Annotated in this window: 29 protein-coding genes, 1 other RNA gene and 1 riboswitch; of the genes, 12 read left to right on the forward strand and 18 right to left on the reverse strand. The window is 66.1% G+C overall.

What is annotated here, in order from left to right; all coding sequences use genetic code 11:
• Positions 1 to 29 precede the first annotated feature (29 nt).
• Positions 30 to 1,253 (reverse strand): Nramp family divalent metal transporter, encoded by a 1,224-nt coding sequence (locus OL239_RS02365; protein WP_268910572.1) that lies wholly within the window; start codon positions 1,251 to 1,253, stop codon positions 30 to 32.
• A gap of 347 nt (positions 1,254 to 1,600) precedes the next feature.
• Between OL239_RS02365 and OL239_RS02370 the strand changes: the two genes are divergently transcribed.
• The gene (locus OL239_RS02370) at positions 1,601 to 3,337 is read left to right on the forward strand and encodes an HNH endonuclease signature motif containing protein (protein ID WP_268910573.1); all 1,737 of its coding nucleotides are present in this window, start codon (positions 1,601 to 1,603) and stop codon (positions 3,335 to 3,337) included.
• Positions 3,338 to 3,495: 158 nt separating this feature from the next.
• Here the strand turns inward: OL239_RS02370 and OL239_RS02375 are convergent, their stop codons facing one another.
• Positions 3,496 to 3,732 (reverse strand): hypothetical protein, encoded by a 237-nt coding sequence (locus OL239_RS02375; protein WP_268910574.1) that lies wholly within the window; start codon positions 3,730 to 3,732, stop codon positions 3,496 to 3,498.
• A 280-nt stretch (positions 3,733 to 4,012) separates the two neighbouring features.
• On the opposite strand from OL239_RS02375, the gene OL239_RS02380 reads away from it, so the two are divergent.
• The gene (locus OL239_RS02380) at positions 4,013 to 4,504 is read left to right on the forward strand and encodes a hypothetical protein (RefSeq protein WP_268910575.1); all 492 of its coding nucleotides are present in this window, start codon (positions 4,013 to 4,015) and stop codon (positions 4,502 to 4,504) included.
• Here OL239_RS02380 and OL239_RS02385 read toward each other — a convergent pair.
• From OL239_RS02385 to OL239_RS02420, 8 genes are all read right to left on the reverse strand, one after another.
• Positions 4,485 to 4,853, reverse strand: a complete 369-nt coding sequence (locus OL239_RS02385) for a DUF1622 domain-containing protein (RefSeq protein WP_268910576.1) — start codon at positions 4,851 to 4,853, stop codon at positions 4,485 to 4,487. The two genes, OL239_RS02380 and OL239_RS02385, sit on opposite strands and share 20 nt — an antisense overlap.
• A gap of 106 nt (positions 4,854 to 4,959) precedes the next feature.
• A complete protein-coding gene (locus OL239_RS02390; RefSeq protein ID WP_268910577.1) occupies positions 4,960 to 5,388 on the reverse strand; it encodes a hypothetical protein in 429 nt (142 codons plus the stop codon).
• 102 nt (positions 5,389 to 5,490) lie between these two features.
• Positions 5,491 to 5,850 carry a hypothetical protein gene (locus tag OL239_RS02395; protein WP_268910578.1) on the reverse strand — a complete coding sequence of 120 codons (360 nt, stop codon included), beginning with the start codon at positions 5,848 to 5,850 and terminating at the stop codon, positions 5,491 to 5,493.
• Between the two features lie 187 nt (positions 5,851 to 6,037).
• On the reverse strand, positions 6,038 to 6,883 hold the full coding sequence (locus tag OL239_RS02400) for a GAP family protein (RefSeq protein WP_268910579.1): 846 nt from the start codon (positions 6,881 to 6,883) through the stop codon (positions 6,038 to 6,040).
• Between the two features lie 167 nt (positions 6,884 to 7,050).
• Positions 7,051 to 8,505: an amino acid permease gene (locus OL239_RS02405; RefSeq protein ID WP_268911643.1), complete on the reverse strand. Its 1,455-nt coding sequence runs from the start codon at positions 8,503 to 8,505 to the stop codon at positions 7,051 to 7,053.
• Between the two features lie 210 nt (positions 8,506 to 8,715).
• Positions 8,716 to 9,126: a DMT family transporter gene (locus OL239_RS02410; protein WP_268910580.1), complete on the reverse strand. Its 411-nt coding sequence runs from the start codon at positions 9,124 to 9,126 to the stop codon at positions 8,716 to 8,718.
• A gap of 2 nt (positions 9,127 to 9,128) precedes the next feature.
• Positions 9,129 to 9,443 carry a DMT family transporter gene (locus tag OL239_RS02415; protein WP_268910581.1) on the reverse strand — a complete coding sequence of 105 codons (315 nt, stop codon included), beginning with the start codon at positions 9,441 to 9,443 and terminating at the stop codon, positions 9,129 to 9,131.
• A gap of 10 nt (positions 9,444 to 9,453) precedes the next feature.
• A riboswitch (guanidine-III (ykkC-III) riboswitch) is annotated at positions 9,454 to 9,518 on the reverse strand.
• Between the two features lie 3 nt (positions 9,519 to 9,521).
• A complete protein-coding gene (locus OL239_RS02420) occupies positions 9,522 to 10,916 on the reverse strand; it encodes an MFS transporter (protein ID WP_442864195.1) in 1,395 nt (464 codons plus the stop codon).
• Between the two features lie 206 nt (positions 10,917 to 11,122).
• On the opposite strand from OL239_RS02420, the gene OL239_RS02425 reads away from it, so the two are divergent.
• The gene (locus OL239_RS02425; protein WP_268910582.1) at positions 11,123 to 12,007 is read left to right on the forward strand and encodes a LysR family transcriptional regulator; all 885 of its coding nucleotides are present in this window, start codon (positions 11,123 to 11,125) and stop codon (positions 12,005 to 12,007) included.
• On the opposite strand, the gene OL239_RS02430 is transcribed toward OL239_RS02425, so the two are convergent.
• On the reverse strand, positions 12,004 to 13,092 hold the full coding sequence (locus tag OL239_RS02430; protein WP_268910583.1) for a LacI family DNA-binding transcriptional regulator: 1,089 nt from the start codon (positions 13,090 to 13,092) through the stop codon (positions 12,004 to 12,006). The two genes, OL239_RS02425 and OL239_RS02430, sit on opposite strands and share 4 nt — an antisense overlap.
• A gap of 136 nt (positions 13,093 to 13,228) precedes the next feature.
• Here OL239_RS02430 and OL239_RS02435 point away from each other — a divergent pair, with 136 nt between their 5' ends.
• From OL239_RS02435 to OL239_RS02445, 3 genes are read left to right on the forward strand one after another with little or no spacing between them, the layout of a single operon-like run.
• Positions 13,229 to 14,407, forward strand: coding sequence for a Gfo/Idh/MocA family protein (locus tag OL239_RS02435; protein ID WP_268910584.1), 1,179 nt, complete (start codon positions 13,229 to 13,231; stop codon positions 14,405 to 14,407).
• Positions 14,407 to 15,621, forward strand: a complete 1,215-nt coding sequence (locus tag OL239_RS02440; RefSeq protein WP_268910585.1) for a dihydrodipicolinate synthase family protein — start codon at positions 14,407 to 14,409, stop codon at positions 15,619 to 15,621. Before OL239_RS02435 ends, OL239_RS02440 begins: the two co-directional genes overlap by 1 nt.
• Entirely contained in the window at positions 15,618 to 16,457 is an 840-nt protein-coding gene (locus OL239_RS02445; protein ID WP_268910586.1) for a sugar phosphate isomerase/epimerase family protein, read from the forward strand. Before OL239_RS02440 ends, OL239_RS02445 begins: the two co-directional genes overlap by 4 nt.
• Here the strand turns inward: OL239_RS02445 and OL239_RS02450 are convergent.
• On the reverse strand, positions 16,427 to 17,392 hold the full coding sequence (locus tag OL239_RS02450) for an SMP-30/gluconolactonase/LRE family protein (RefSeq protein WP_268910587.1): 966 nt from the start codon (positions 17,390 to 17,392) through the stop codon (positions 16,427 to 16,429). The genes OL239_RS02445 and OL239_RS02450 overlap by 31 nt on opposite strands.
• Positions 17,393 to 17,491: 99 nt before the next feature.
• On the opposite strand from OL239_RS02450, the gene OL239_RS02455 reads away from it, so the two are divergent.
• A complete protein-coding gene (locus tag OL239_RS02455) occupies positions 17,492 to 17,791 on the forward strand; it encodes a hypothetical protein (protein ID WP_268910588.1) in 300 nt (99 codons plus the stop codon).
• On the opposite strand, the gene OL239_RS02460 is transcribed toward OL239_RS02455, so the two are convergent.
• Positions 17,769 to 18,458 carry a nucleoside/nucleotide kinase family protein gene (locus OL239_RS02460; RefSeq protein WP_268910589.1) on the reverse strand — a complete coding sequence of 230 codons (690 nt, stop codon included), beginning with the start codon at positions 18,456 to 18,458 and terminating at the stop codon, positions 17,769 to 17,771. The genes OL239_RS02455 and OL239_RS02460 overlap by 23 nt on opposite strands.
• Positions 18,459 to 18,578: 120 nt before the next feature.
• On the opposite strand from OL239_RS02460, the gene ssrA reads away from it, so the two are divergent.
• Positions 18,579 to 18,948: a transfer-messenger RNA gene (gene ssrA, locus OL239_RS02465) on the forward strand.
• A gap of 86 nt (positions 18,949 to 19,034) precedes the next feature.
• On the opposite strand, the gene OL239_RS02470 is transcribed toward ssrA, so the two are convergent.
• Entirely contained in the window at positions 19,035 to 19,391 is a 357-nt protein-coding gene (locus tag OL239_RS02470; RefSeq protein WP_268910590.1) for a nuclear transport factor 2 family protein, read from the reverse strand.
• 84 nt (positions 19,392 to 19,475) lie between these two features.
• Between OL239_RS02470 and OL239_RS02475 the strand changes: the two genes are divergently transcribed.
• The gene (locus OL239_RS02475) at positions 19,476 to 19,967 is read left to right on the forward strand and encodes a hypothetical protein (RefSeq protein ID WP_268910591.1); all 492 of its coding nucleotides are present in this window, start codon (positions 19,476 to 19,478) and stop codon (positions 19,965 to 19,967) included.
• A 72-nt stretch (positions 19,968 to 20,039) separates the two neighbouring features.
• Here the strand turns inward: OL239_RS02475 and galK are convergent, their stop codons facing one another.
• The 3 genes from galK to OL239_RS02490 form a co-directional block, all read right to left on the reverse strand.
• Positions 20,040 to 21,194 carry a galactokinase gene (gene galK, locus OL239_RS02480; RefSeq protein ID WP_268910592.1) on the reverse strand — a complete coding sequence of 385 codons (1,155 nt, stop codon included), beginning with the start codon at positions 21,192 to 21,194 and terminating at the stop codon, positions 20,040 to 20,042.
• Positions 21,191 to 22,330, reverse strand: coding sequence for a galactose-1-phosphate uridylyltransferase (gene galT, locus OL239_RS02485; RefSeq protein WP_268910593.1), 1,140 nt, complete (start codon positions 22,328 to 22,330; stop codon positions 21,191 to 21,193). The genes galK and galT overlap by 4 nt, the downstream gene beginning before the upstream one ends.
• A 104-nt stretch (positions 22,331 to 22,434) precedes the next feature.
• Entirely contained in the window at positions 22,435 to 23,274 is an 840-nt protein-coding gene (locus OL239_RS02490) for an SDR family oxidoreductase (RefSeq protein ID WP_268910594.1), read from the reverse strand.
• Between the two features lie 163 nt (positions 23,275 to 23,437).
• On the opposite strand from OL239_RS02490, the gene OL239_RS02495 reads away from it, so the two are divergent.
• Complete coding sequence (locus OL239_RS02495; RefSeq protein ID WP_268910595.1) at positions 23,438 to 23,671, forward strand: hypothetical protein; 234 nt, start codon at positions 23,438 to 23,440, stop codon at positions 23,669 to 23,671.
• 126 nt (positions 23,672 to 23,797) lie between these two features.
• On the opposite strand, the gene OL239_RS02500 is transcribed toward OL239_RS02495, so the two are convergent.
• Positions 23,798 to 24,553: a helix-turn-helix domain-containing protein gene (locus OL239_RS02500; protein ID WP_268910596.1), complete on the reverse strand. Its 756-nt coding sequence runs from the start codon at positions 24,551 to 24,553 to the stop codon at positions 23,798 to 23,800.
• Between the two features lie 276 nt (positions 24,554 to 24,829).
• Between OL239_RS02500 and OL239_RS02505 the strand changes: the two genes are divergently transcribed.
• Both OL239_RS02505 and OL239_RS02510 read left to right on the forward strand, forming a co-directional pair.
• Positions 24,830 to 25,207 carry a hypothetical protein gene (locus tag OL239_RS02505; RefSeq protein WP_268910597.1) on the forward strand — a complete coding sequence of 126 codons (378 nt, stop codon included), beginning with the start codon at positions 24,830 to 24,832 and terminating at the stop codon, positions 25,205 to 25,207.
• The gene (locus tag OL239_RS02510) at positions 25,207 to 26,388 is read left to right on the forward strand and encodes an alpha/beta fold hydrolase (protein ID WP_268910598.1); all 1,182 of its coding nucleotides are present in this window, start codon (positions 25,207 to 25,209) and stop codon (positions 26,386 to 26,388) included. The genes OL239_RS02505 and OL239_RS02510 overlap by 1 nt, the downstream gene beginning before the upstream one ends.
• The last annotated feature ends 130 nt before the right edge of the window (positions 26,389 to 26,518 follow it).

Consider the following 26,518-nt stretch of genomic DNA (forward strand, 5'->3'; position numbering starts at 1 on the left):
GGCATGTGGGTTCACCGGGAACAGCGGTGCTAGGCCGCGCCGCTGAAGGTCAGCACGAGCAGGGTGATGTTCAGGCCCACCAGCAGAACCGCGACCACCACGCCCAGCACCGTCGTCCACCAGCGGTTGCAGTGCAGCCCCATCAGTTCCCTGCGGGAGGTAAGCCAGACCAGCGGTATCAGGGCAAACGGAATACCGAACGAGAGGATGACCTGGCTGAGGATCAGCGCCCAGGTGGGATCGATTCCCGCGGCCAGGATCAGCAGTGCGGGAATCAGCGTAATGAGGCGGCGCAGGAGCATCGGAATGCGGATTTTCAGCAGCCCCTGCATGATTTCGGCCCCGGCATAGGCGCCCACCGATGTTGACGCCAGCCCGGAGGCGAGGAGCCCGACCGCGAAGAGGGTCGCGACGGCGCCGCCCAGCGACGCGGCGATTGCGGCGTGGGCGCCTTCCAGCGTGTCAGTGCCGTCCACTCCCTGCAGTGCGCTCGCCGCCAGCAGCAGGATGGCCAGGTTGACGGTTCCGGCCACGGCCAGCGCGATCGTGACATCCCAGCGTGTGGCACGGATCAGCAGGGGAGTGGTGAGGTTGGCGCTGCGCGTGGGGAAACGGTCGCGGGTCAGTGCCGAGTGTGCATAAATAGCGTGCGGCATGACGGTGGCGCCGAGGATGGAGGCGGCCAGCAGCACGGATTCGCTGCCGTCGAACCGGGGAACCAGGCCGCCTGCGAGCGCACCGGCGTCGGGCGGGGAAATGACGACGCCGGCCGTGAAGCCGACGGCGATGATCACCATCATGGACACGATCACGTACTCGAAACTCCGGTGCCGTCCGCTGCCCTGCAGGCCCAGCAGTGCCATGGAAACCACTCCGGTGATTATTCCGCCGAGGAGCAGCGGCAGATCGAACAACAGCCAAAGCGCCACCGCACCGCCGATGACTTCGGCGACGTCGGTGGCCATGGCCACGAGTTCCGCCTGGAGCCAGTAGAGCCGGCGTGTGGATTTACGTCCGATCCGCTGCCCCAAAAGTTCGGGCAGCGACTTGCCCGTGACCAGGCCCAGCTTCGCGGAGAGATACTGAATGAGCCAGGCCATGATGTTGGCGGCAACCACGACCCAGACCAGCAGGTAGCCGAAGCGGGCACCGGCAGTCATGTTGCTGGCAACGTTGCCCGGATCCAAGTAAGCAACGCCGGCAACCAGTGCCGGGCCGAGCATCCAGAGGATGCGTTTTGGCGCGGCGGGCACGGGCGAAGCGGTTTTGGTGCCTCCGGCGCCGTTTGGTCCGGTGGGGTCAGGCGCCCGTCCGGCTGGTGAAGGGCGTGTTGTCATCCGGCTCATGACAGCAAGGTAGCACGTAAGTTCGGGGCCCCGAAGATACGCTGGAGGTCTCTCGAAATTCTTCCGCAACTCTTGTGCTGACTGGTTTTGAGGGATGCGGAACCGGTTTTCCGGGAGGGACGGACAGAGGCAGGTATCCGCGGCGCAGGACGCGTAGTTCTGCCGGAAAGACGGGTATTTCCGTAACGCTGGAAGGGGCCGTTTGGGGTTCGTTTGGACCCCAAAATGTCAGAGCCGGATGAAAGCCTTAAGCCATGGATCAGCACCGATCTTTTCCCGATACCGGCACCGGTGGTTCCCACAGTGCGGGTGCTTCTGCCGCCGGCTTCGGTGGTTCTCCGGCTGCCGGACATTCCGCCGGTCACGCTGCCGGCCCCCGTGCCGGAGCGGCTGCCGTGCCCCGTGCCGGAGCGGCTGCCGTGCCCAGCCGGGCGGTCTATGCGCCCAGCCTGGCGGCCTCCAGTGCCGGAACCGCCACCGGCTCCCGGGGCAGGCTTGCCGGGGTCCTGACCCTGGAGAGCGTCGAAACCCTGAACCAGGACGAGGCCGGTATTGTCCTGGCCAAGCTGGATCATTTGGTCCGCTGGGCTCAGGCACAACAGGCGAAGGTGCTTGACCGAATGGAACGAATCTTTCGAGAGGAATTTCTCGAGGTGTCGGCGCAGGGAAATCCGGGGCTGGCATTCAGCCTCGCTGCCGAGGAAGCTGCCGCGATCCTGAGCCTGCCTGCGGGGACCGCGAAAATGCTCATGAGCCGGGCAGGGGACCTCTGCAACACCCATGCCGCTACCCTGCAGGCCCTGGAATCGGGAACGATCGGGTATGGGCATGTGCAGGCCGTGCTGGATCAATCCCAGAACATTCCAGCCGCTGAGGTAGCCCGATTTGAGGGCGAGTTGCTCACTGTGGCCGGAGAACAGACACAGGCCCAACTCCGGGTGAAGGCACGCCGCCTGCGGGAGAAACGGTATCCGGAGACTGTGGTTGTCCGGCATAAGTCAGCTTTTGAATCCCGCCGGGTTTGTCTGCAGCCGGATGAGGACGGGATGTCCTGGCTGTCGGCGTTCCTGCCCGCTCCGAAAGCGCAGGCGATTTTTACCCAGCTCAGCACGGCCGCGCGGGGTGAGCAGCAGGCCGGCGATCCGCGCCTGGTGGACCAACTGCGGGCGGACATTCTCACGGATTTGCTCGGCGGCCCGGATCCGGACGGAGAGGGGGTATGGGTTCAGGGGACCGAAGCCCGCGCTGACACCGGCACAGGGGTCAACCGGGTCGGCGGGAATGAGGATGGAAGGCACTCCACCGGTTCCGGTGGTGACATCGACGGTGCAGGGTCGTCTGGTGATCTCAGCAGCGCCGGGTCCGATCGTTTTTCCGGTCCGATCAAGAAGGATGTGAAGGCACGCAAGGCCCGTACAGAGATTCTGGTGCTGATCAGCGCTGAAACCCTGTGCGGGGCCGATGAACAACCTGCTGAACTGCACGGTTATGGCCCGATTAGCCCTGAAACGGCGCGCAAACTGGCCCGGCAGGCGGCGCGGTGGACGCCGGTGGAACGCGATCCCGATACCGAAGAGATCCTACGGGTGGGGCGTAGGCGAAAAGTTCCGGAAGGACTTCAACGCTGGCTGCGGTTCCGGGACGCCACCTGCCGGTTTCCCGGATGCCGGACCAATGCGCTGATGTCCGAGATCGACCACACCACCCCCTGGGCCCGCGGCGGCGCCACGGACCATGACAATCTGGAGCACTTGTGCCGCCGGCATCACATGTTCAAAACCAAAGGATTCTGGAAAGCGCGGCAAACCAGGGCCGGGATTATCGAGTGGACCTCGCCGGGCGGGCGCACCTACCGCACGGAACCCCAGCTCAGCCTGGTATCGGGCGGGGCAGGATCCGGTTCTGTCCGCAGCGCCTCAACCGGAACCGGACCCGGTGCTGAACCGGAACCGGACCCGGTGCTCCGGCCGGAAGGGGACCCGGTGCATTAACCGGAACCGGACCCGGTGCATTAACCGGAACCGGACCGTACACATCAACCCGAAAACCGTGGCCACCATTTTGGCTTGCGGCTTCGGACCCGGCATCCACCGACTATGGCGATAATCCGCCACCGTTCTAAACCGTCTGGGACTGGATGTTCATTTCCTTATGCTGGACGGTCGTCGTCGGCCGGGATGGCAGCGGTCCGCCGATGGGATGCCGCCAGCCAGAGGACGGCACCGGCTACCGGGAGCAGGACGACAGCCAGCATCCACAACCTGCGCGCCGGCATGGCGACCCAGGCCGAACCGGCAAGGCTATAGAGCGCAGCAACAGCCAGTGTGATGTAGAGGACCACCGACAGTGCGATCAAAGGAGCCCACATCAGGTATTCGACAGGCATAACGAAAACCCTGCTCTTTCATCATGAACGGAGCGGAAACAGACAATGAATGGGGGGACACCATCAGCCGGTAAGGGGAAGGGCGCAAGTCCAGAATAGGGTTCCCGGCAGGAACTGCACCTCATCCCCTGTGATGACATTTTCAGGTGTCGTGTCCAACCCGCGTAGTGCCTCACATCTGGGGCCATCGTCGTCGTAAGCCCATAGCGCCAGACCAAACGGCTCAGCCAAAAACACCCGGCCATACGGTCCCAACCTCTAACTGCCCTAGCCTTAATCCATGAGCACGACATCTCCTCCACAGTCCGCGGTCCGCCCCGCGGCACTCTTCGGTGCCGCTGCGGCAGCGCTCAGTATTCCGATGGCGCTGCTGGTGCCCCTGTGGATCACAGCGGGACGCGTACTTTTTGGCATCAACGGAAATCTCGTTGCAATTTTCGCGGCCACTCTGGGTCCCCTGCTGGTGGGACTGATGCTGCTGGCAGCTGTTCGGATTACCGTCGCTGCCCGGCGGCGAACGCCGTTCGGGGCTCCGACAGGTACATCGTTCCTGCTGCTGGCCACGTGGGTGGCGGGCGCGGCCTTCGGGTTCCTGGTGCCCGACGTCGGTGGCGGGCACGGAAAGGACGGTTCAGTGATGTCGGTGCTGCTGGGAACCGGGGCGGGCGGCTTTTCGGCGGCGCTGGCCAACCCGGTGGGGATGATCATGCTGGGTTTGACGGTGTCCCTGGTTGTTGTGTCGCGGCCGCGTACTAATCCCGCGGAGGTATAACTTCCGCACCGCGGGTCTGCTGCCAGGGCAGCCGCCCGGTAACCTCCAGCTGCAGCGTGTAGCTGAGGAACGTCCTAATCAGCACGATGAGGGCCAGCACGCCCAGCGACTCGAACGTGGGGGTCACCGCCACAGTCCGAATAATGTCTGCCGCGACCAACAGTTCCAGACCCAACAGGATGCATCGGCCGAGCTGCTGCCGATAAGCCTCATACACGGGACGGCCGGTGCGGCGCAGCAGGGTTCGCACCGCCGACAGCGTTGCCAGGATGGCTCCAACAATGATGACGGCAACTCCGGCCAGATCAACCGCTTCGCCGGCAGCCTCGATGATGCCCTTGAATTCCATCTGAGTGCTCCGCTCCGGGCTGCTGTGACCAATCCAGCCGGGCGAACTGCCCGTACCTCCATAAGCGGGCCAGCCCCGTGCGGTGTCAAGCGAATGAGCGCAGAACTCAGGCCGCTGCGGCGAGCCGGGCCGGAGAGGAGTCCGGGTAGTAGAAGGACCAGTCGTCATACGGGTCCTGCCAGGTCGAATCATCCCGTGCGATACGGTGTACGGCTCCGGCCGGAACCCAGCGGTTGTGGGCGCGTCCGGCGTCGTCTATCCAGTGCAGGAGCACGGAAGTGCGCGTCCAGGCAGCCGCCTTCCCGTCAATGATTGACGACGACGGCGTCCGGCACCGGACGTACGGCTCGCGGCGGTACGGGGCGTGAGTGACGGCGGCTTCGGGACTGCCAGGGCCGCCGGGACTGCCGGGGCCGGGGCCGCCGGGACTGCCGGGCACCGGGCCCGGGGTACGGGAATCCCCGAAGGCATGTGGCGGAGCGGAGGATGCGGGAGAACCTGGCATGGACCGGGAGGACGACGCATTGGAAGGCATGGGACCACCATGCCGTGCGGCACTGACATTCCGGTGTGGGAAGGGCCCCAAGGGCCGGCGGGACCCCGCGCCGGGCAGCGGACCTGCCGGAAGAAGCGGCTGCTAGGAAGCCAGATCCCGCCATTTTGCTGCGGCTTTATTGGTTAGCGCGGCACCGTGATCGGCAACCCGGCGGGGAACCAGACGGATAACAGGTGCCAGATCGGAAAAGCCGGGCCGGACGGAGTCACGTGTGGGAACGGCAGCCTTCATAGTTTTGGGGCGGTTGGCAACGAGATAGAAAACGGCCGCCGCGGCTACTGCCAGGGATATGAGGGTTACGACTCCGAGGCCGTACAGTGCCAGCAGGGCGTAGAAAGGCGATTCGAAGAGGCCGGCAATGAAATCGGCGCTGCCCAGCAACAGCCACAACCAGAACACCGCGACGAGCACCAGCATGGTGCGCCCGCGGCGAAAGAGCATAGCGGATTTTTTCCGCGCAAAAGGCACTTCTTGAGACTCCCCACCCATTTCTACTCCCCAGCTAACGGACCAGCCCAGCAGGTCCTCAAGCAGATGATAGCCCGTTAATCACCGAACAATGATTAACGGTGCGCCGAAACACGCTGTGTCGCCGCGGAGGGGACGTCGGCGGAAGAATTGTGCGTGATTATCCGCCAAGGGCGGGCCCGGCGGTATTGACGATCAGGATAACGCCCAGAATGCCCGTCACCCAGGACAGGGTGTTGGTGGATGTGCGGGTCAGGAACGCGTCCAGCCGCTTCAGGAGGGGCTCCATCCGACCGGCAGCGGTAATGCGTGCGGCCAGGAGTATGAGGGCCGGGGCCACCATGAGCGTGCAGTAGACGGCGAGGACAACTCCTGGCAGCGGCCACGTCATAGCAGAGGCACTGATCAGACCTATGGCACCCAGATACGGAAGCATGGTCGCGAGTTCGAGGGTGGCGGCTGCCAGAGCCAAACCGACCAGGGCTGCGGTACCGCCGCGCCCGGGACCGGTTCCCACGGCTTTGAGCCGCCACCGCGACAAGCGGCCGGGGCCGGCAGGGCCGGTGGTACTGGTGGAGCTGGAAGCAGCGGACGCGCTGGACGCAGCAGGCCCGGGTGCCCCCGGCCGGCCGGAACCAGCCGCATCCGGCCGGTCAGGCGCGGCAGGCACCTGGACCTGGGCCCGGGCGGCCTTTTCCTGTTTCGCTTTGGCTTCCAGCTGGAAACTCCAGGCCACCAGTGCGGCGCCGGCAATCAGTAGGAACACCGAGAATCCGCGGGATTCAAAAACCCCGCCGAAATTTTCAACAACCAGTTCCGCGCCGAACAGGATGGCCAGTCCGGCAGCAAAATAGAAGACTGCCACCGTCGCCAGGAACAGCAATATCCGTCCGGGCCGCAGCCTGCCGGGTGCCAGCAGGAGCCAAACCGGAATGAGCAGCGTTCCGAAACTCGTCGAGTCCACCAGCGCGAGCACGGCCAAAGCACCAAAATGAGCGGGATCCATGATGCCAACGGTAGAAGGCGGGGCCACCGTCGTCGTCACCCAAAAGGAGGACCTGCCCGCAAACCCCGGTCCTCCCATCGGACGGTTCGGACGGCTCGGATGACGGGTCGGATGACGGGTCGGACGGCCGGGATGACGGCTCGGACGGCCGGGACGACCCCTGGCGGCTAGGCAGTTTCCGGTGACGGAGGTGCCAGCCGGGGGCTGCCGGGATTCAGCAGCGAGTGCTTCCGCCCGTAGAACCAGTAGATGAGGAGGCCGATCACGAGCCAGATACCGAAGCGCAGCCAGGTTTCCCAGTGCAGCTGCAGCATGAGGAATCCGGAGGCGAGGACACCAAATGCCGGAACCCACGGCATCAGCGGCAGGCGGAACTCCCGCGGGGCGTCCGGCTGGCTGCGGCGCAGCACAATGACTGCCAGGCAGACCACCACAAACGCCGCGAGGATGCCGATGTTGGTCAGATCGGCCACCGCACGGATCGGGAAGACTCCGGCCAGAAGCGCCGAGGCGATCCCGGCGATCCAGGTTACGCGCTGCGGAGTGCCGTGCCGGTCAGTTCCGGAGAACCAGCCCGGCAGCAGTCCGTCGCGGCTCATCGAGAACCAGACCCTGGTGACCCCGAGCAGGAAGGTGAGCATGACGGTCAGGATCGAGAGCACGGCGAAAGCGGAGATTACGGTGGCGATAACCGGCAGCCCGGCGGACTGGAAGGCTGAGGCGAATCCGGCGGTGGGACTGATTTCCGTGTAGTTCTGCATGCCGGTCAGTACCAGCGTTGCCAGGATATAGAGCACCATGGCCACGCCCAGGGAGAGCAGGATGGCCTTAGGCATATGCTTTTTGCCGTCAGTGGCTTCTTCCGCAGCAGTGCTCATGGCGTCATAACCGAACACCGCGAAAAATACCGTGGCGGCACCCGTAAAGACAGCACCGAAACCGTTGGGCAGGAATGGTGTGTAGTTCTCCATGTTCACGAAGAAGAAGCCCAGCCCCACGATGAAGAGAATGAGCAGCACCTTTAAACCCACGGCCACGAGTTCGAACCGGCCGAAGGTTTTGGTGCCGCGGCTCAGGATCCAGGTGATGAACAGGCAGACCACCAGGGCTGGCAGGTTGACGACCCCGCCCTCGATGGTGTCTCCCGTCCCTTGCATCCAGGCCGGCACATCGATGCCGATACCGGACATGAACTCGGTGAAGTAACCTGAAATGCCGATTGCCACCACCGCGACAATGGCCGTGTATTCCAACAGCAAATCCCAGCCGATGAACCAGCCGATAATCTCGCCCAGCGCGACATATCCGTAGGTGTAGGCGGAGCCGGCGCGGGGAATCATGCCGGCGAACTCGGCGTAGGACAGTGCCGCCGCAGCGCTGGCCAGGCCCGCAATGAGGAAAGAGATCAGCACGCCGGGCCCGACGCCGGGGGCATCGGCACCGCCGTTGGCCACCAGACCCGCGAGGGTGAAGATGCCGATGCCGATAATGCCGCCGACGCCGATGGCCGTCAGCTGCCACAGGCCGAGGCTTTTAAAGAGCTTGTTACCGGTTTTTTCGTCTTCCACGTTTTCGATGGGCTTGCGCCGGAAGAGGGATGTGGAGGACGGGGTTTCTGCCATGGCCATGGAAGACTCCGATCATCGCTGCCGGTTACCGGGGAGCCGGGAGTACCTGGACGGACTGTACGGACTTCGGCTCCCAGAGCAGTATCGTCCCGCCGGAAGCCCTTGAAAAGGCTCCGGGCCAAAAGATCGGACACAACAGCCCGGGCTCAACAGGACCCGCCCGCGAACGGCCCGCGGGAAGATACCCCGCCTCCGGAGGCGGCGCTACTTTCTGTTGTCCGGGGCAGCAGCAGATGCTTCGCCCCCGGAACTTTCCCGTCCCTGCCCCGGCCTCTGTTGCTGTTTCAGTTCGCGGGGCGGGGAGTCCACGAACTTCAAACCGACCACGCAGCCGATGATTCCGGCCAGGAAGAGGATCTTCAGCAGCCCGGGCTGCTCATCGCCGAAAAGCATGGCATAGGCCACGGTCAGCACCGCGCCCAAACCAGTCCACACCGCATAAGCGGTGGAAATGGGGATGAAGTTCATCGCATAGGAGAGTCCCACCATGGATAGAGCGCAGGCGGCAAAGAAAATGAGGGACGGCAGGAGAATGGTAAAGCCTGCCGAAGCGTCAAGGGCGGTGGCCCAGACAGCCTCCAGAACGGCGCTGAGGAGCAGAATGATCCACGGCATGGTCAGCCCACCAGCTTCAGGCCGATAACGCAGCCCACGACACCGAGCAGCAGCAGGACCTTGATAACCGTGGCCCGTTCTCCACCGAACAGCATCGCGTATGCCGCGGTCAGGACCGCTCCGATACCGACCCACACGGCATAAGCGGTGCCCACCGGGATGGACTGCATAGCGACGGCGAGGCCGGCCATGCTGAGGGTGAGACCGCCCGCGAACGTGACCGTCGGCCAGAGGCGGCGGAAGTTCTCCGATTTGCCGAGCGCTGTGGCCCAGACAGCTTCCAGCGTGCCGGAGAGGACAAGAATGACCCATGCCATGACAGATTCCTTTGGCCAGTCTTGTCGCTGTCCGGGTACTGAACCGTCGTCCGGAGACCGGGATCCGGTCTTGACCCCCTACGGTAGCAAATTGGCAGCGGGATTGCCGTGACGGCCGTCGCTCACCCGGAGCCGTCCCCGCAGCCGCCCCCGTCCCCGCAGCCGCAAGCGGGCCTGCCGTGCCAGGACCAAGCCGATGCAGCCGGCGGCTACCGCCGGAACGGCACCGGCGGTAAAGATAGCTGCCTGCGGTCCGAGGGCTTCGGCCAGCCAGCCGGTCAGCGGTCCGCCCACTGCCTGTCCGCCAATAAGCACCATGATGTACAGGCTCATGACCCGGCCCCGGATCGGCACTGCCGTGGTGGACTGCACGAGCTGGTTCGCGCTGGTGATGAACTGCATGGAGCAGAAGCCGGCCACGATCATGACTGCTCCGAAGACCGGAAGGGACGGCGAAAAGGCCGAGACAGCCAGCGCACAGCCGTACGCGGCAGCACTGACGATGACTGTCCGGAGCCGCAGCATCCGACGCCGGGTGGAAGCCACCGCACCGGCCAGCGCTCCGGTGGCAACCAGGGTGTTCAGGAGTCCGAATCCGTCGGCTCCGCTGCGGAACACCTGGTCGGCAAAGGCTGCCATTAGGACCGGTGTGCTGAGGGCAAACACCGACACGAAGGCACACATGGCCATAGGCCAGAACACGGTGGCAGTGGTGCGCGCGTACCGTGCTCCTTCGCGCAGCATTCCTTTGCTGCGGGGTGCGGGCTCTGTGTGGAAAAGCTGGTCGGTGCGCAGCCGGCCCAACATGAATACCGTCAACGTGCAGGCAGCCGCATTGATGGCGAAAGCCCAGCCTCCGCCGACGGCACCGATCAGCATCCCGGCAACCGCGGGGCCCACCATGGCGCCGAGCTGGAAGACTGACGAACTCACGCTCAGGGCATTGCGCAGCTGGTCCGGGCCCACCATTTCGTGAACGAAAACCTGCCGTGCGGGCTGGTCGATGACGGTCACCATGCCCAGCGCCAGTGCCACGAGGTAGACATGCCACACCTGCACTGCGCCGGTCAGGGCCAGAAGCGCAAGGGCCACGGCCAGCACTGCGGCGGCGGATTGGCTTGCCATGAGCAGGATCCGCTTGGAGTACCGGTCGGCGATTATTCCGCCCAGCGGCCCGAGCAGCAGGGTTGGCAGGAACTGGAAAGCGGTGGTGATACCGACGGCGGTGACGCTTCCGGACAGCTCCAGGACCAGCCAGTCCTGGGCGATGCGCTGCATCCAGACCGCTACTACGGCTACGACGTGCGCGGCAGTGAAGAGCCGAAAGTTCAGGATCCGCAGGGAGGAAAAAGTGTCGCGCCACGGCACCCGCTCCGAGCGGGTTGGGCGAAGGGCGGCGTCCGTCTGAGGCGGAGTGGCAGGGTCGGCGGAAGTGGGCCCGGGGGAAGGTATCTGCGGTGACGGGTGTACCAAGGAACATCCTGTGTGCGAAGCGGCGGGTGCAGCGCCTGGCTGTGGAGCCGGGGATGCGGTGCCTGGTGCGGTGATGGCGGCTTCAGCCTAATTCGGGACAGCGGGAAAATGAGGGGGTAGGCTCCCTATCAACCCCATTGCAGTTCGTTATAAGAGCGGGCGTTTTAGCTGCGGCGGGATATAAACCACCTGTTTACGGAGGAACGATGTACGAGCCTGCCCAACTGCTGAGCTTTCTGACTGTGGCGGAAACGCTGAGTTTTACCCGCGCGGCAGCGCGGCTGAACCTGGCCCAGCCCACCGTAAGCCAGCACGTGCGCAAGCTGGAGGCCGCGTGCGGCCGGATCCTGCTGGAACGTGACACCCAGTCGGTCCGCCTGACCGACAACGGTGATGCCATGGCCGGGTTTGCCCGGAGCATCCTGGCAGCACACCAGAGTGCTGAATCGTATTTCTCCGGTTCCGCAATGCGGGGCCGGATCCGCTTCGGCAGCGCCGACGATCTGTCGCTGACCCGTTTGCCGGACATCCTGCGCCGCTTCCGTCGGTTGTATCCGCAGATCAACCTCGAATTGACGGTAAGCCAGAGCGACCGTCTCCACCGCCGGCTGCAGGCCGGACAGCTGGATCTGGTGTTCATCAAGACGGCCGCGGATACCGAACAGGGAACGGACGTCCGGCGTGACCGGTTTGTCTGGGTGGGACTGAAGGAGACGGTCCTGGAGCAGGGCGCTCCGGTTCCGCTCGTCGCCTATCCGCATCCAAGTTTGAGCCGCCGTTTTGCGATTCGGGCGCTGGAAGCCGCCGGCCGAACCTGGCGGGTCACCTGCAATACCCGGGAGGTTAACGGAATCCTGGCGGCGACCCGTGCCGGGATCGGCCTGTCGGTGCTGCCTTCCTCCCTGGTCCCTGCGGACCTGGAGAAAGTGGGCAGGCGCCTGGGGCTGCCCACGCTGGGCGAAGTGGATTTCACCCTGATGAGCAATCCGCTGGCGAACCGCGACGTCGTGGACGTGCTTGCTGCGGCCATCGCCGACAACGTGGTGGCTGCCGGGCAGGAAGCACCCTCCCCGGGGCGGGCGGGCTTTTAGGAAAGCTCCGTGCTGCGCCGCAGAATGACATGCCCCGCCGCTGCGCAGGCCTCAGCCGCCCCATCCTCGGCGAGTACCTGGGCTACGGCCTCGCTGCCCAGCCCGGACAGCGGCAGCTGCGCCGTCGTTAACGCCGGAGTGAAATCACGGAGCGTTTCAATGTCATCGAAGCCGGCCACTGCAACATCCTCGGGAATCCGCAGCGAGTGCTCACGCAGGCCGGCGATGGCTCCAATGGCCATGACATCGCTCGCGGCGAATATACAGACGGCGGGGCCGTCCCCCCGGGGGCCGCTTCCGTTAGGCCGGGCTTCCCCGGCCGGCTTTCCGCTAAGCTCGGCGGCCAGTGCGGCGGCAGCATCATATCCGCCGTCGCGGTTGAAGCCGGTCCGGCGCACCTCCGCCGGTTCACAGCCGGCCTGCCGCAGACCCTCTTGGAAGCCGGCCAGCCGGTCGTCGGAGGTGGCCAGGCCCTCGGGTCCGGCCAGGATCAGGAACCGGCGGTGCCCGGCGCGGGCCAAGTCCGCGGCAAGGTGAACGCTGAGTTCGCGGTTCGGTACCGGAATGGTGCGGAAGCCGTCGCCGGGCACTGATCCCACCAGAGGCTGGCCGATCACCGCTACTCTGCCGCCGTTCGCCTGATAGCGCCGCAGCTCCGAGAGCAGAAGCTCATTCTCCCCGGCGGCCGCAGCAGTATCCGTGCGGGTGCCGGCAAGAACGATTGCGTCGGCCCGCCGTGCGGCAAAGGCTGCAACGGCGCGGTGCTCACCGGCGGGACCGCCGCCCGTGCTCGCCAGCAGGACCACCTTTTGCCGGCCCTGGGCGCACTCCTGCACGCCGCGGGCGATGGTGGAAAAGTACGGGTCGGCAATGTCGTGGAGGATCAGTCCCAGCATCCCGCTGTTTTTCTTCGCCAGGGACTGGGCCTGTGCGTTGGCGATGTAGCCGAGCGCAGCTGCCGACGCCTTCACCCGTTCGGAAATCTCATCGCCGGGGCGGCGGCTGGAGCCGTTCAGTACCCGTGAAGCGGTGGCCAGGGAAACCCCCGCATGACGGGCTACTTCATACAAAGTGCTGGCGGGCACGGTTCCTCCACTGTAGTCAGGGGGCAATTATGGCATCCCGGAAAGTGCTTGCCAGAAGCGCGGTGCCGGGGCAGGATGATCCTGATCCGGAATGCGCTTTCCTGCATTTCCCCACCAGTCAACGGAGACCGACCCAATGGACAACACCCCCGCCCCGCCCCGCACCCTTCGAATTGCCATGAACGGCATCACGGGACGGATGGGGTACCGCCAGCACCTGCTGCGGTCCATCCTGCCCATCGTCGAAGCGGGAGGCGTCCTGCTGGACGACGGCACCCGCGTCCAGGTGGAGCCAATCCTGGTGGGCCGCAACGAAGCCAAGCTCCGCGAACTGGCGGAAAAGCACAAGGTTGCCGAGTGGACCACGGACCTGGACGCCGTCATCGCGGACCCCACCGTCGACATCGTTTTCGATGCCTCCATGACCAACCTCCGTGCGGCCACCCTGAAGAAGGCCATGCGGGCGGGCAAGCACATCTTCACCGAAAAACCCACGGCCGAAACTCTCGAAGAGGCCATTGAACTGGCCCGGATCGGGCGGGAAACCGGCGTCACGGCCGGCGTGGTCCACGACAAGCTGTACCTGCCGGGCCTGGTCAAACTCCGCCGCCTGGTCGATGAGGGGTTCTTCGGGCGGATCCTGTCCATCCGCGGAGAGTTCGGCTACTGGGTCTTCGAAGGCGACCACCAGGCGGCCCAGCGCCCGTCCTGGAACTACCGCCAGGAAGACGGCGGCGGCATGACCACTGACATGTTCTGCCACTGGAGCTACGTGCTCGAGGGCATCATCGGCAAGGTCCGCACCGTCAACGCCAAGACCGTCACCCACATCCCCACCCGCTGGGACGAGGACAGCAGGGAATATCGGGCCACGGCCGATGACGCCGCCTACGGCATCTTCGAACTGGAAACTCCGGCCGGGGAGCCGGTCATCGGCCAAATCAACTCCTCCTGGGCGGTCCGCGTCTACCGTGACGAGCTGGTCGAATTCCAGGTGGACGGCACCCACGGCTCCGCCGTCGCCGGGCTGACCAAGTGCGTGTCCCAGCACCGGGTGAATACGCCCAAGCCGGTGTGGAACCCGGACCTCCCCGTGACCGAATCGTTCCGCAGCCAGTGGCAGGACGTACCCGCCAACGCGGACCTGGACAACGGCTTCAAGCTGCAGTGGGAAGAGTTCCTGCGCGACGTCGTCGCCGGCCGTGAACACCGCTTTGGCCTGCTCTCGGCGGCCCGCGGTGTGCAGCTGGCCGAGCTTGGCCTGAAGTCCTCGGCGGAGCGGCGCACGCTGGACATCGAAGAGATCAACCTCTGATGGCCGAGCTGATGCTTCCCGCCGGTGACGGCGGCACCCGCACCTACACCACTGCACCGGCAGCAGTGTGGCACCGGCCCGCGGCCCCGCTGCGCGCCCGCCGCGCCTACGCCGCGGCCCACGTCATTCCGCGCTCCGCGGGCAACAATGTCCCCGGCGCTCCCGCGGACCTGGACTGGGATTCCACGCTGGGGTACCGGCATGAGCTGTGGTCCTACGGGCTCGGTGTCGCCGATGCCATGGACACGGCCCAGCGCGGCATGGGCCTGGACTGGGCCGCCACGCAGGAACTGATCAAGCGCTCGGCAGCGGAGGCCGCCGCCGTCGCGGCCTCCGGGGCGCCGGCCGCCGCGGGTAAGACCGTCCGCGACCTGATTGCCGCCGGGGCCGGCACGGACCACCTCGACCCGGCCGCCCTGCCGTCCGGCCGGGCCGGCGTGGACGCGGTCCTGGACGCCTACCGCGAGCAGATTTCCGTGGTGGAGGGGTCAGGGGCGAAGGTCATCCTGATGGCCTCGCGCGCCCTGGCGCGGGCGGCGTCCGGCCCGGAGGACTACCTGCGGGTGTACTCAACCCTGCTGGCGGAAGTCAGCGAGCCGGTCATCCTGCACTGGCTCGGGGACATGTTCGACCCGGCGCTCACCGGATACTGGGGCGGCGCCGACGTCGAAGCCGCGACCGCCACCTTCCGCGAACTGATTGGCGGTGCCGCCGCCAAAGTCGACGGCGTGAAGGTGTCGCTGCTCGATGCGGACCACGAAAAGGCCCTCCGCGCGGCCCTGCTGGAGGGGGTCCGCCTGTATACCGGGGACGATTTCAACTATCCGGAACTGATCGACGGCGACGGAGCGCACCATTCCGACGCGCTGCTGGGCATTTTTGCGGCCATTTATCCCGCGGCTTCCGCAGCACTGCAAAACTACGACGCCGGTGAACCGGACAAGGCGCGGGCCATCCTGGATTCCACCCGGGACCTGGGCCTGCACATTTTCAGTGCCCCCACGTTCTACTACAAAACGGGCATTGCATTCCTGTCCTGGCTGAACGGCCGGCAGCCGGCGTTCTCCATGGTGGGCGGCCTGCAGAACGGCCGCGACGTGCCGCATCTGGTGCGCACCTTCGAGCTGGCGGACCGGGCCGGACTGCTCGCGGATCCGGATTTCAGCGCCGCGCGGATGAGGGCGTGGCTTACCGTGAACGGAGTGGCCCAGTGATCGACTTTTCCAGGCTCTCCCTGAACAGCGCCACCACCAAGTACTGGACGTTGGAGCAGGTCATCGAGGGCTGCGTCCGCACGGGCATTCCCTCGATCGGCCCGTGGCGGGACCGCGTCGCGGAGGTGGGTACCGAGCGGGCGGCCAAGCTCATCAGCAACGCCGGGCTGCGGGTGTCCTCCCTGTGCCGCGGCGGGTTCCTGACCGCTTCCGGCCCGGCAGGCCGCGGGGCTGCGGTCCGGGACAACCGGGCAGCCATCCTGGAGGCCGAAACGCTGGGGGCCGGCGAACTGTTCCTCGTGGTCGGCGGACTGCCGGACGGGGACCGCGACATCATTGCCGCGCGCCGTCGCGTGGCCGAGCGGCTCGAGGAACTGGTCCCCTTTGCCGCGGACCACGGGGTGCGGCTGGTGCTGGAACCGCTGCATCCCATGTATGCCGCGGACCGGGCGCTGCTTTCGACGCTGGGGCAGGCACTGGACCTGGCCGCCCCCTATCCGCCCGCCGTCGTCGGCGTGGCCGTGGACACCTTCCACGTGTGGTGGGATCCGCAGCTGCGGGAGCAAATCGTCCGGGCCGGCCGCGAGAACCGGATCGCGTCCTACCAGATCTGCGATTTCAACCTGCCCATCGCGTCCGATGCCCTGCTCTCGCGCGGAATAATGGGCGACGGCGTCATCGACTTCGCGACCATCACCGGCTGGGTGGCGGCGGCCGGCTACACCGGTGACATCGAGGTGGAAATCTTCAACCAGGAGATCTGGAACAACCCCGGCGACGAGCTTCTGGAGACCATCAAGGACCGTTACGCCTCGCTGGTGCTTCCCTTCTCCTGAGCACCGGTCCGGAGCGCGGCTGCTGCATCAGTAACCGCGGTCCGAATCCGGTACAGGCTGGTGGACGCGGTCATGTACAGAGTGGCACCGTCGTCGCCCCCGAAACAGACGTTGCTGACGGTCTCCGGCACCGGGATCCGCAGCACGTGCTCACCGGCCGGCGAATAGACCTGCACTGCCTCCTGTGAGGAGGACCAGACGTTTCCGTACACATCCACGCGGAAGCCGTCCGGAACGCCCGGGGCCACCTCGGCAAAAACCCGGCCGTTCCGGGCGTACCGGCCGCCAACGACGTCGTAGGCATGAATCGCATGGCCGTGCAGGCGCTCGCCGCCGTCCATGGCGGGGGTGCCCCGCGAGGTATCCGAGACGTAGAGGATGGATTCATCCGGGGAGAACGCCAGCCCGTTGGGCACCTCCACGTCAATGACCGCCGGAGTCAGCTCCCCGCTGGCCGGATCGAAGCGAAAGACCCAGCGGTCGCCGTATTCCTCCCGGCCGGGGTGGCCTTCCGTGTCCTTCTGGATTCCGTAGGAGGGGTCGGAAAACCAGATCGTTCCGTCGGACTTCACCACCACGTCGTTCGGCGAATTCAGCCGGCGCCCGTTGTAGGAGTCCACCAGCGTCGTGACGGAGGGGGCGGCGTCGTCCGCGGTGCCGGTGTCCCGCTCAATGGCCCGCCGGCCGTGCGAGCACTGGATTACCGCTCCGGCTTGGTCCAGCGCTCGGCCGTTAGTGAACTCAGCCTCTGCCGCGTAAACCTCCAGATCGCCGGTGGCCTCGCGGTATTCCAGGATTCGGTTGCCCGGAATGTCGCTGAAGCGCACGGCGGAGCGTGCCGGTATCCAAAGCGGACCTTCGGCCCATTCGGCGCCGGTGGCCACCTTTTCCAGTACGGCGTCGTCAGCTAGCAGATTTCCGGGCGTCGTGGTCATGCGCAGTCCTTCAACGGGAGGGGACGGGGGTCCGCCCCAGCTTAGACGCTGCGGCCGCGCTAGGCTGGAACCTGTTCCCAGCCTTTAGGAGAAATTGCAGTGAGCGCACTTCTGACGTCCCTCGTTTCCAGCGCCGGCCTGATCGGCGGCTACAAGACTGCCCGGGATACCGGCAACCGGCAGCTCGGCGGAGCGGTCCTTGCAGCCGCCGGTGCGGCCGCCTTTACTCTGTGGAAGCGCGACGCCGGCACCGGCAGGGCCGCGGCCCTGACAGCCGGCTACGTTGCAGCTTTCGGCCTGTCCCATCCGCTGGCGAAGAAACTGGGTGCGTGGCCGTCCGTCTTCACGGTCACCGCCGCAACGGCTGCGGCGTCGCTCATTTTCGGCCGCCGCCGCTAAGCCGGAAAACGGCGTCCGCCCGCCCGGCGTGCGCCGCGATGAGCCGTGCATTGGCCTCGTCGCTGCCCAGGGTCCACTCGCGGGCCTCTTCCGCGGTCTTGCCAAACTGTGCGTGGCGGCGGATGAGCCGCTGGCGGCGGACGTCGTCGTCGGCCTCGAGGTACCACACCTCGTCCATGGCAGCGCGGGCCCGCGGCCACTGGCCCCGGGGGAGGAGCAGGTAATTGCCCTCGGTGACAACGAGCGGAACAGAGAGCCGGACCGGCAGCGCCGATCCAACCGGCTCCTCCAGCTCCCGCCGGAAGTCCGGGGCGTAGATCACCGGCTCCTGCGCCGTCTGGCTGCGGAGGCGCTCCAGCAGCGCAGCGTAGCCGCCGTCGTCGAACGTGTCCGGAGCACCCTTGCGCCTGCGCCGGTCCAGCGACTCCAGGACAGTGTTCGCCAGATGAAAACCGTCCATCGGCACCAGCACGGCGGTCTTCGGACCCAGCGCCTCCACGAGCCGGGCGGCAACTGTGGACTTGCCGGCTCCCGGAGCTCCGGTGATGCCCAGGATCCGGCGCGTGCCTCCGGACGCCAGCAACCGGGCCCGGCCGGCGAGTTCGGCGGCGGTGGCGGGTTGCTGCGGGGCACGGCCGGTGCGGTCTCCGGGAGGGAAGATGTCCATCCCACCATTCTCGGGCACATTTTCGCCGCGCACGGGGAATCATCCCGGAGAGGGACGCGTTATTATTTGTGGACGCCGGGAACGGGCCGGCGGGAGTGCAGCAGCTTGATAACTGAACATGGGGATGATCGGTTTCGACGGTGTTTGCCGCGAAAGGGGAAGCGGGCCGAGGATGCAGAGTTATCTCGCTAACGCTCTCTGCAAAAAATAAGTGCCAAACCTATGCGCACTGACTTCGCCCTTGCTGCCTAAGCAGTAAGGCACAGTCCGTCAGCCCGGAGTTGCTCTCGCTCCGGCAGCTGGCGTCGTTTAGAGGGCCACTGCTGAACACCTCCGCCGTTGGGGTGTTCAGGACACTTTAACGGCTGGGCCCGGATCAGCCGCACGTCTGCAGGACGGCTGGGGCCAAGAAAATCCGACGCAGACTGCGCCCGGAGAAGCCCTTTCAACTCAACATCGGACGGGGGTTCGATTCCCCCCATCTCCACACCACCCGGCACCTGCCGGAGTTCGAAGGCCTGCCCGGCACCCGGGCAGGCCTTCCGTGTTTCCGGGTCGACTGGACTGCTTCCGGGCCTACTGGAATTGCGGCGGTATGACCGTTCCCTGGTGATACCGCAGGCGTGCTGCCGCTGCCGAGGTGTCCCACACCGAGGCGTGCCGGCTCCGGCGGACGCCTGAGCGGATCCGGTAGGTCACGAGAACGAGGTGCTCAGCCAGTTCCACGAAATCCCATTCGTCCGCTTCCGGGGCCGCACGCATGGGTTCGACGGCCAGGGCTTCAATGACTTCGGCGCGTGTCCAGTGCCGTCCGGAACGGCCGATCTCGACGAATGCCGGGTGCAGCAGTTCCTCCATCCGTGCCGGCTTACTCCGGGTGGAGGACTCGAGAAGTTCCAATTCAGCGGCTTGCACCACGGCATGTTTACTCATGGGATCAGTGTGCCTGATCCGGCCCGGTCTCCTAGGCTGGGTTCCACAGGAAATCCAGTACTGACCCAGGCATGGAGGCCAAACATGACAGGACGCGGACGCACACTCCTTAAGGCGGCAGGTACGGGAGCGGTGGCGGGGCTGGTGGGCGTGGCAGCGATGACCGCCGGGGAGAAGGTCGAGCAGCTCCTCACCTCCCGGCCCAATTCCTACGTGCCGGCGCGAACGCTGCTGTCGCTGCTGGGTCAGAAGCCCGACGACGGCGCCCGCCCGCCGGTCTGGAACCATGCGATGCACTGGGGGACCGGTGCCGTGCTCGGTGCGCTGCGCGGAGTCTGGGCGGTTACCGGTATCCGGGGTCCGGTAGCCAACGGCACCCATACCGTGGTGCGGCTGGCCACGGACCAGACGCTGGAGAACGCCACCGGCGTTGGAGCTCCTCCGACCTCCTGGCCGGCCGGTGAAACAGTGGTCGATGTGTGGCATAAGACGGTGTATTCGTGGGCGACCGGAGTGGTCTGCGATGCCTGGATAGCACCGGTGCTGGAGTCCAGGCGCGGGACCACCAGCCACTGAGCGGTCCTGGTCGTTCATTCGGCCGGCTCCGTACGGCAATCCTTCGGGCGGGGCCGGCCCGGTCCTGGTGCCTTAGCCTTCCGTCCGGCCGGCCCCGGCGGCGGGCAGCACCGTGAAAACGGCGGGAGAGGTGTAGCCCGCCGCGGCGAAGGCGCGGGTTACTGCATCGGTGACAGCCCCGGCGTCGTCGTTGTTCACCAGCGCAATCGCCGAACCGCCGAATCCACCGCCGGTCATCCGGGCGCCAAGCGCACCGGCGCCAAGAGCAGTCTCCACCGCCAGATCCAGCTCGGGGCAGGAGATTTCAAAGTCGTCGCGCATGGAAGCGTGGCTTTCCACGAGGAGGGAACCGAGCTTGGCCGGACCCTCTTTGCGCAGGACGTCGACGGCGGCCAGCACCCGGGCGTTCTCCGTGACGACGTGCCGCACGCGGCGGAAGGTTTCCTCGTCCAGGATGCCGGCGGCCTCGGCCAGGTCATCCGTTCCGAGGTCGCGGAGGGCGGCGACGCCCATGGCTTTGGCGCCCTGCTCGCAGGAGGCCCGCCGGGAGGCATAACCGCCGGTGGAATGTTCGTGGCTGACCCGGGTGTCGATCACCAGCAGGGTGAGGCCGCTGCCGGCGAGATCCAGCGGCACCAGCTGCGCTTCCTGCTGCGGCAGTCCAAAGACGGCATGGCCCTCTTCGCCGAGCAGGGACGCGGACTGGTCCATGATTCCGGTGGGTGCACCCACCATGAGGTTCTCGGCGCGCTGCCCCAGGGCCGCCAGTTCGGGGCCGGCCAGTCCGGCCCCGGAGAGGTCGTTGGCCATGACAGCCACGGCGCACTCGAGGGCAGCCGAGGAAGAGAGTCCGGCGCCCACTGGCACGTCCGAATCCAGATACACGTCGACGCCGGGAACTCTGATGCCATGGTCTTCGAAGGCCCACAGCACACCCAGCGGATAGGCCGACCAGCCATCGATGCTGCCGGGCCGCAAGTCGTCCAGATGGGTGCTGGCCGTGCTTCCTCCGCCGAAGGCTGAATGGATGTTCGCGGCGCGGTCGTTGCGCGGTGCCGCGGCCACCGACGTCGAGCGGTTGATGGCAAAGGGGAGGACAAAACCGTCGTTGTAGTCGGTGTGCTCGCCGATCAGGTTGACCCTGCCGGGAGCGGACCAAACTCCTGCCGGTTCCCGGCCGAAACGGTCGGTGAAGGCGGCTGCCAATTCGGGGGCGGAGAGAGTCATGACCGGGCCTTTCCTGCGGGCTGCACTTTAACGGCGGAGGAGGAGGCGGCCCGCAGGTTTGCTGCCACCTGTTCGGGGAGGGTGTCGTTGATGAAGGCTCCCATCGCTGCTTCGGAGCCGGCCAGGAATTTCAGCTTGTCTTCCGCCCGGCGCGGGGAGGTCAGCTGTAGGTGCAGGCGGCTCGCCCGGCGGAACCGGTCATCCAGCGGCGCCTGGTGCCAGGCCGCAATGTAGGGAGTGGGAGTGGAGTACAGGCCGTCAACGCGGGCCAGCAGATCAAGGTAAACGGCTGTCAGGTCATCGCGTTCGGCGTCGCTGAGTTCGGCGAGGTCCGCCACCTGGCGGTGCGGCACCAGATGGACTTCCAGGGGCCACCGGGCCGCGAAGGGCACATAGGCGCTGAAGTGCCGGCCTTCGAGGATCATCCGTTCCCCGGAGGTTCGTTCCGCCTCCAGGGCTGATCCCACCAGGGTTTGCCGTCCGCCGGAGGCCTCATGGAAGGCTGCCGCCTGCTGCGCCATGACGGCCGAGCGGGGAGGAATGAACGGGTAGGCATAAATCTGGCCGTGCGGGTGCAGCAGGGTTACACCAATATCCGCCCCGCGGTTCTCGAAACAGAACACCTGCGCGATGCCTTCCATGGCGGAGAGCGCCTCCGTGCGCTGTGCCCAGGCATCGACGACGGTGCGGGCGCGCTCCGGGGAGAGCGAGCCGAAGGACCCCTCATGAGCGGAGTCGAAGGCCACCACTTCGCAGCGGCCGTAGGCCGGAGCCGTCGTGCCCCAGGACGGGTTCTCCGGGAGAGCGCCAAGGCCGGGGCCGAAGGAGGGGAAACGGTTTTCGAACACCACCACTTCGTAGTCTTCGGCGGGGATCTCGGAGCTGCGCGACGGCGAGGACGGACACAGCGGGCACTGGTCGGCGGGCGGCAGGTGCGTGCGGGACTGGCGGTGGGCGGCGACGGCGATCCACTCGCCGGTCAGGGCGTCGTACCGGGTGGTGCCGTTCCCGGGGCGGGCCGGCAGTCCCCGGCGGTCAGCCGGGGCTGCCGCCCGCCGACGCGCAGTCTCCACAGAGGCATCAAAATAAATGAGTTCCCGGCCGTCGGAAAGGCGCGTGCTGGTGGAGACTGTCATGAAATCCTTTGTCGGCCGGTCGCTGGAAGTCACAGACTATCCCACGCGTTGACACCCCCGGCGGGGTGTGACGCCGCCCCGCCGGGCCGCTGCCGCCGAGAGTATTACAGGATCGGCCGGCCTCCCGTTACGGCCACGCGCGCACCCGAGATGTAGCTGCCGTCGTCGGAGGCCAGGAGGACGTATACCGGCGCCAGCTCGGCGGGCTGGCCCGGCCGGCCCAGCGGCACGTCGGAGCCGAAAGAGGCCACCTTTTCCGGCGGCATGGTGGCTGGAATCAGCGGCGTCCAGATGGGCCCCGGGGCGACGCTGTTGACCCGGATGCCCTTCTCGCCCAGCAGCTGTGCCAGGCTGGCGGAGAAGTTGGCGATGGCCGACTTCGTGGCCGCGTACGGAGCCAGCGTGGGGCTGGGCATGTCCGAGTTCACCGAGGAGCTGCCGATAATCGCGGAGCCCGGCGCCATGTGCGGAAGCGCGGCCTTGACCAGGTAAAACATGGCGTTGATGTTGACCTTGAAGGTGTACTCCCACTCCTCGTCGGAAATCTCCTCCAGAGTCTCGTGGTTCATTTGGTACGCGGCGTTGTTCACGAGGATGTCAACCTTGCCGAATTCGCGCACCGCCGTGTCGATGACTTTGCGGCACTGCTCGGCCGTGTCCAGGTCTCCGGGAACCAGGACGGCACGCCGTCCGGCTTCCTCCACCCAGCGCGCGGTCTCCTTCGCGTCGTCGTCCTCGTTCAGGTAGGAGATGACGACGTCGGCACCTTCGCGGGCGTAGGCGATGGCCACTGCCCGTCCGATACCGCTGTCGCCGCCGGTGATCACTGCGGTCTTGCCCGTGAGCTTGCCCATTCCCCGGTAGGTTTTCTCGCCGCAGTCGGGTGTGGGGGTCATCTGATCCTGCGTGCCTGGGGTGTCCTGCTGCTGTTCCGGCTGGTTCATGATGGTCCTTTCGCTGGCAAAGTGGTAAGCAGGCTTATAATCTAATGGTGCCGGCGCAACTTGGGAAGCCCTGTTATAGGGCGGCCTCGACCGCAGCCGGCGTAACCCCGACAGTTGCCGGCTGCCGGTTTCCGGCACCGGCCAGGAGCAAAGGAGGAGGACGATGTCCACCACGGATGAGGGTTCCACCATGCCAACCCAGAATGAAGCCGATGCCCTGGAACAGCAGGCGCCGGCGATTCCGGAAGCCCGGGAGGACAGCGGAAGCCGGGACCCGGTGCAGGCGCACGGGGACCCACTGCGCCCGGACGGTTCGGAAGCGGACCGGCTTGAGCAGGACGCCGATGAGGGGCTGCCTGCCGATGAGGACGATTACCCGCGCGGCAGCGCCGGTTAGAGCCGGCGGAGCCCCGATCATCCATCCCGTCGGCGTTCCCGCGCGCATGACCACGTCGCCCGTGGAGTTGTTCCTCATCATGTCAACCAGCAGGGTCTAATCCGCTGATCCCGTGTCTGCACGGCCTTAGGAGGGGGTGAGCGCCCCAAGCCGGGCCGGCTTCAGCGCGGCGTAGCGAAAACCTGACGCTCGCGTGAGGACATCTTGCTGGGCGTCGCTGTAAAACTCGAGAAAAACCTCACGAATGATGTGCCGTGCCTCATGGGGGTTGCGTGCCGAGCGGCGTCCACTGATGAGTGCGGTGAGGCCGTCGACCGATCGCCAGCCGTCGGATTCACCGGTGAGTCGCGCAGCCATTCGCTCACGCGTCGGCTGGCTCGCGTCGGGTTGGAGCGCCGCGAACTCCGCGGAGAGAAGAACTGAACTACTCGCGATCCGCTCCCGAAGGTTGCTCATCGCCTCGTCGGCGACCAGACGCGAGACGATGAGCAGCACGGCACGGTCCGCGAAGGACAGTCGTGAAGCGATCGGTTCGAACCCCGGCGGGGTGTCTGCCGGTGCGTTGTAGCGGAGGAGCGCCGCGATGTCGGCCCGGGACCGGGCCAGCCGGGCGAGTTCGGCCTCAATCTTCGTGTCGATGTCGAGCAGTTCTTCGTGCGCCTCCGGACCGGAGGTCCCAACCCTGTCGATGCTCGACAGGGGAACACCCAACTCCGTAAGCCGCCGAATCCTGACGAGGCACAGAAGATGTTTGGCCGTGTACCGCTTGTACCCGTTCAGGTCACGGTTGGGTAGATCGAGCAAGCCGATCGCGTGGTAGTGACGCACAGTATTGACGGTCACGTTAGCCATGTAGGCGATCTCGCTCGTACTCCAAGGCATCGTCTTCCTTCGGGTGGTGGTCTGGATCCTAGCCTCGCTGGATTAGTCGGTCCTTCGCGTCGGTGTCTTTCACCTAAACGGTGCAGTCGAGCGGGCGAGATCACCGTCCTTTTTGCCCCTCTGGTGGGAAAGCATGCCGAGATACCATCTCGGCATGCTTTTTGTGTTGACCTTGTTGGGGGAACATGGTGTCCCGTTCAGCCTATGAATCGATCGAAGAAAAAATTTCCATCAGGGGTCCGCAAGTGGAGGTCCCGCTCACGTTGGCAGTGGCGGGTGACGAGGACCACCGCGGTCGCTGTGACCTTCGCGGCCGTGCTGGCAGGATGTACGGCGCCCGACGGCGTACCGGCGGACGACCCGCGCAGCACCCCGATCCTCGCGCTCGACGAGTTCGAGACCCAGGAGCTCAAGTGGGGAGCATGCGACGACTACGCCATCACCGATCAGGAAAAGGAGAACTTCCCCCTCGCCCCGGAAGCGGAATGCGCACGGATGTTGGTCCCGGCGTCCTACGCCGACCCCGCGGGTGACACGGCGTCCGTCGCCGTGGTGCGTGTTCCCGCGCGCGGCGAGTCGACGGGCTCGCTGTTCTTCAACCCCGGGGTCCGGGCGGTGCTGGTCTGCTCGGAACGATCGGTGCGTCCGTCCTGATGTCAAAGAGCGCGATCACGGAGCAGTTCGACCTGGTGGGCTTCGACCCCCGTGGCGTTGGGGCGACCGAACCGGCCGTCGACTGCAACCTGACCGACGGTTCCGCCGCCGGCACGGCTCTGCTCGCGAAGATCGGTACTCCGTTCCCCACGCTGACCGAGAACGACACCCAGGAACTGGCCGATCGATGCGCCAACGGTTCGGGCGGTATGGAGGTCCTCGAGCACATGGGCACCCGCACCACCGCGAAGGACATGGACGTCCTGCGAGAGGTCCTCGGCGAAGAGAAGCTGAACTTCCTCGGGCAGAGCTACGGCTCCCGCCTCGGCACGGTCTACGCCGAGGAGTTCCCGGAGAACGTGCGGGCGATGGTGCTCGACGGCGCCTTCGACCCGAACCTCGGACCGCAGGAACGGCTGCTCGCCTCGTACGGCGGCTTCCAGCAACAGTTCGACACTCTGGCCGCCTTCTGCGCCGAGCAGGCGGATTGCCCCCTCGGGACGGATCCGGCTGCCGCGACCACAGCGTTGCAAGACATCATCCGTCCCCTTGCGGACAACCCCGTACCGGCGGGTGACTCGGAATTGAACTTCGATGGGGCGCTCGGAGGCGTGATGGGCGGCCTCTACAGCCCGGACAACTGGCCCCTGGTGATCGAGGGTCTCCGCGAGGTGCAGCAGGGTCGCGGCGATCAGCTGTTCCAGATGGCGAACGCCATCGGCGGGGTGTCGGCCGAGGGAGAGAGCTCGAACCTGCTCGACTCGTCGATCGTCATCAACTGTGTCGACGAGGATCAACTCGTCGGCGAGGATCGCGCGCAGTTACAAGCCGACACCTACGAGGTGGCACCGATGATGGATCCGGGGGGAGCCATGGGAGAAGGTGCTCGGGACAAGTGCGCGGATTTCCCGACCACGGGCGAGCTGAACATCCCATATGCGCAGGACATCCCCGGCCTCCCGTCCACGCTCGTCGTCTCGCTCACGGGAGACGCGACCACCCCGCACACGGGTGCCGTCGCGCTTGCTGAGACGCTCGGCAGCACCCTCCTGACGGTGGAGGACGACGGGCACACAGTGATCGCGAACGGCGTGAACGCGTGCGCCGACGCGATCGCCGCGGCCTATCTCATCGACCTCGAGATCCCGGAGGAGGATCAGACCTGCGCAGCAGATACATAATCCTCTCGCAGCCGGGCTGCGGTTCCTGCTGCGCCGCGGCGAGCACGCGGACAGCGAGAAAAGCCGGTAGCGAAAAAAGGCAAGCTTGCATCATTCGTTCGTGTGGTTGGGCCCCTGCTAGCAGCCCAGC

The organism is Arthrobacter sp. ATA002 (assembly GCF_026898095.1).
GTDB lineage: Bacteria > Actinomycetota > Actinomycetes > Actinomycetales > Micrococcaceae > Arthrobacter_B.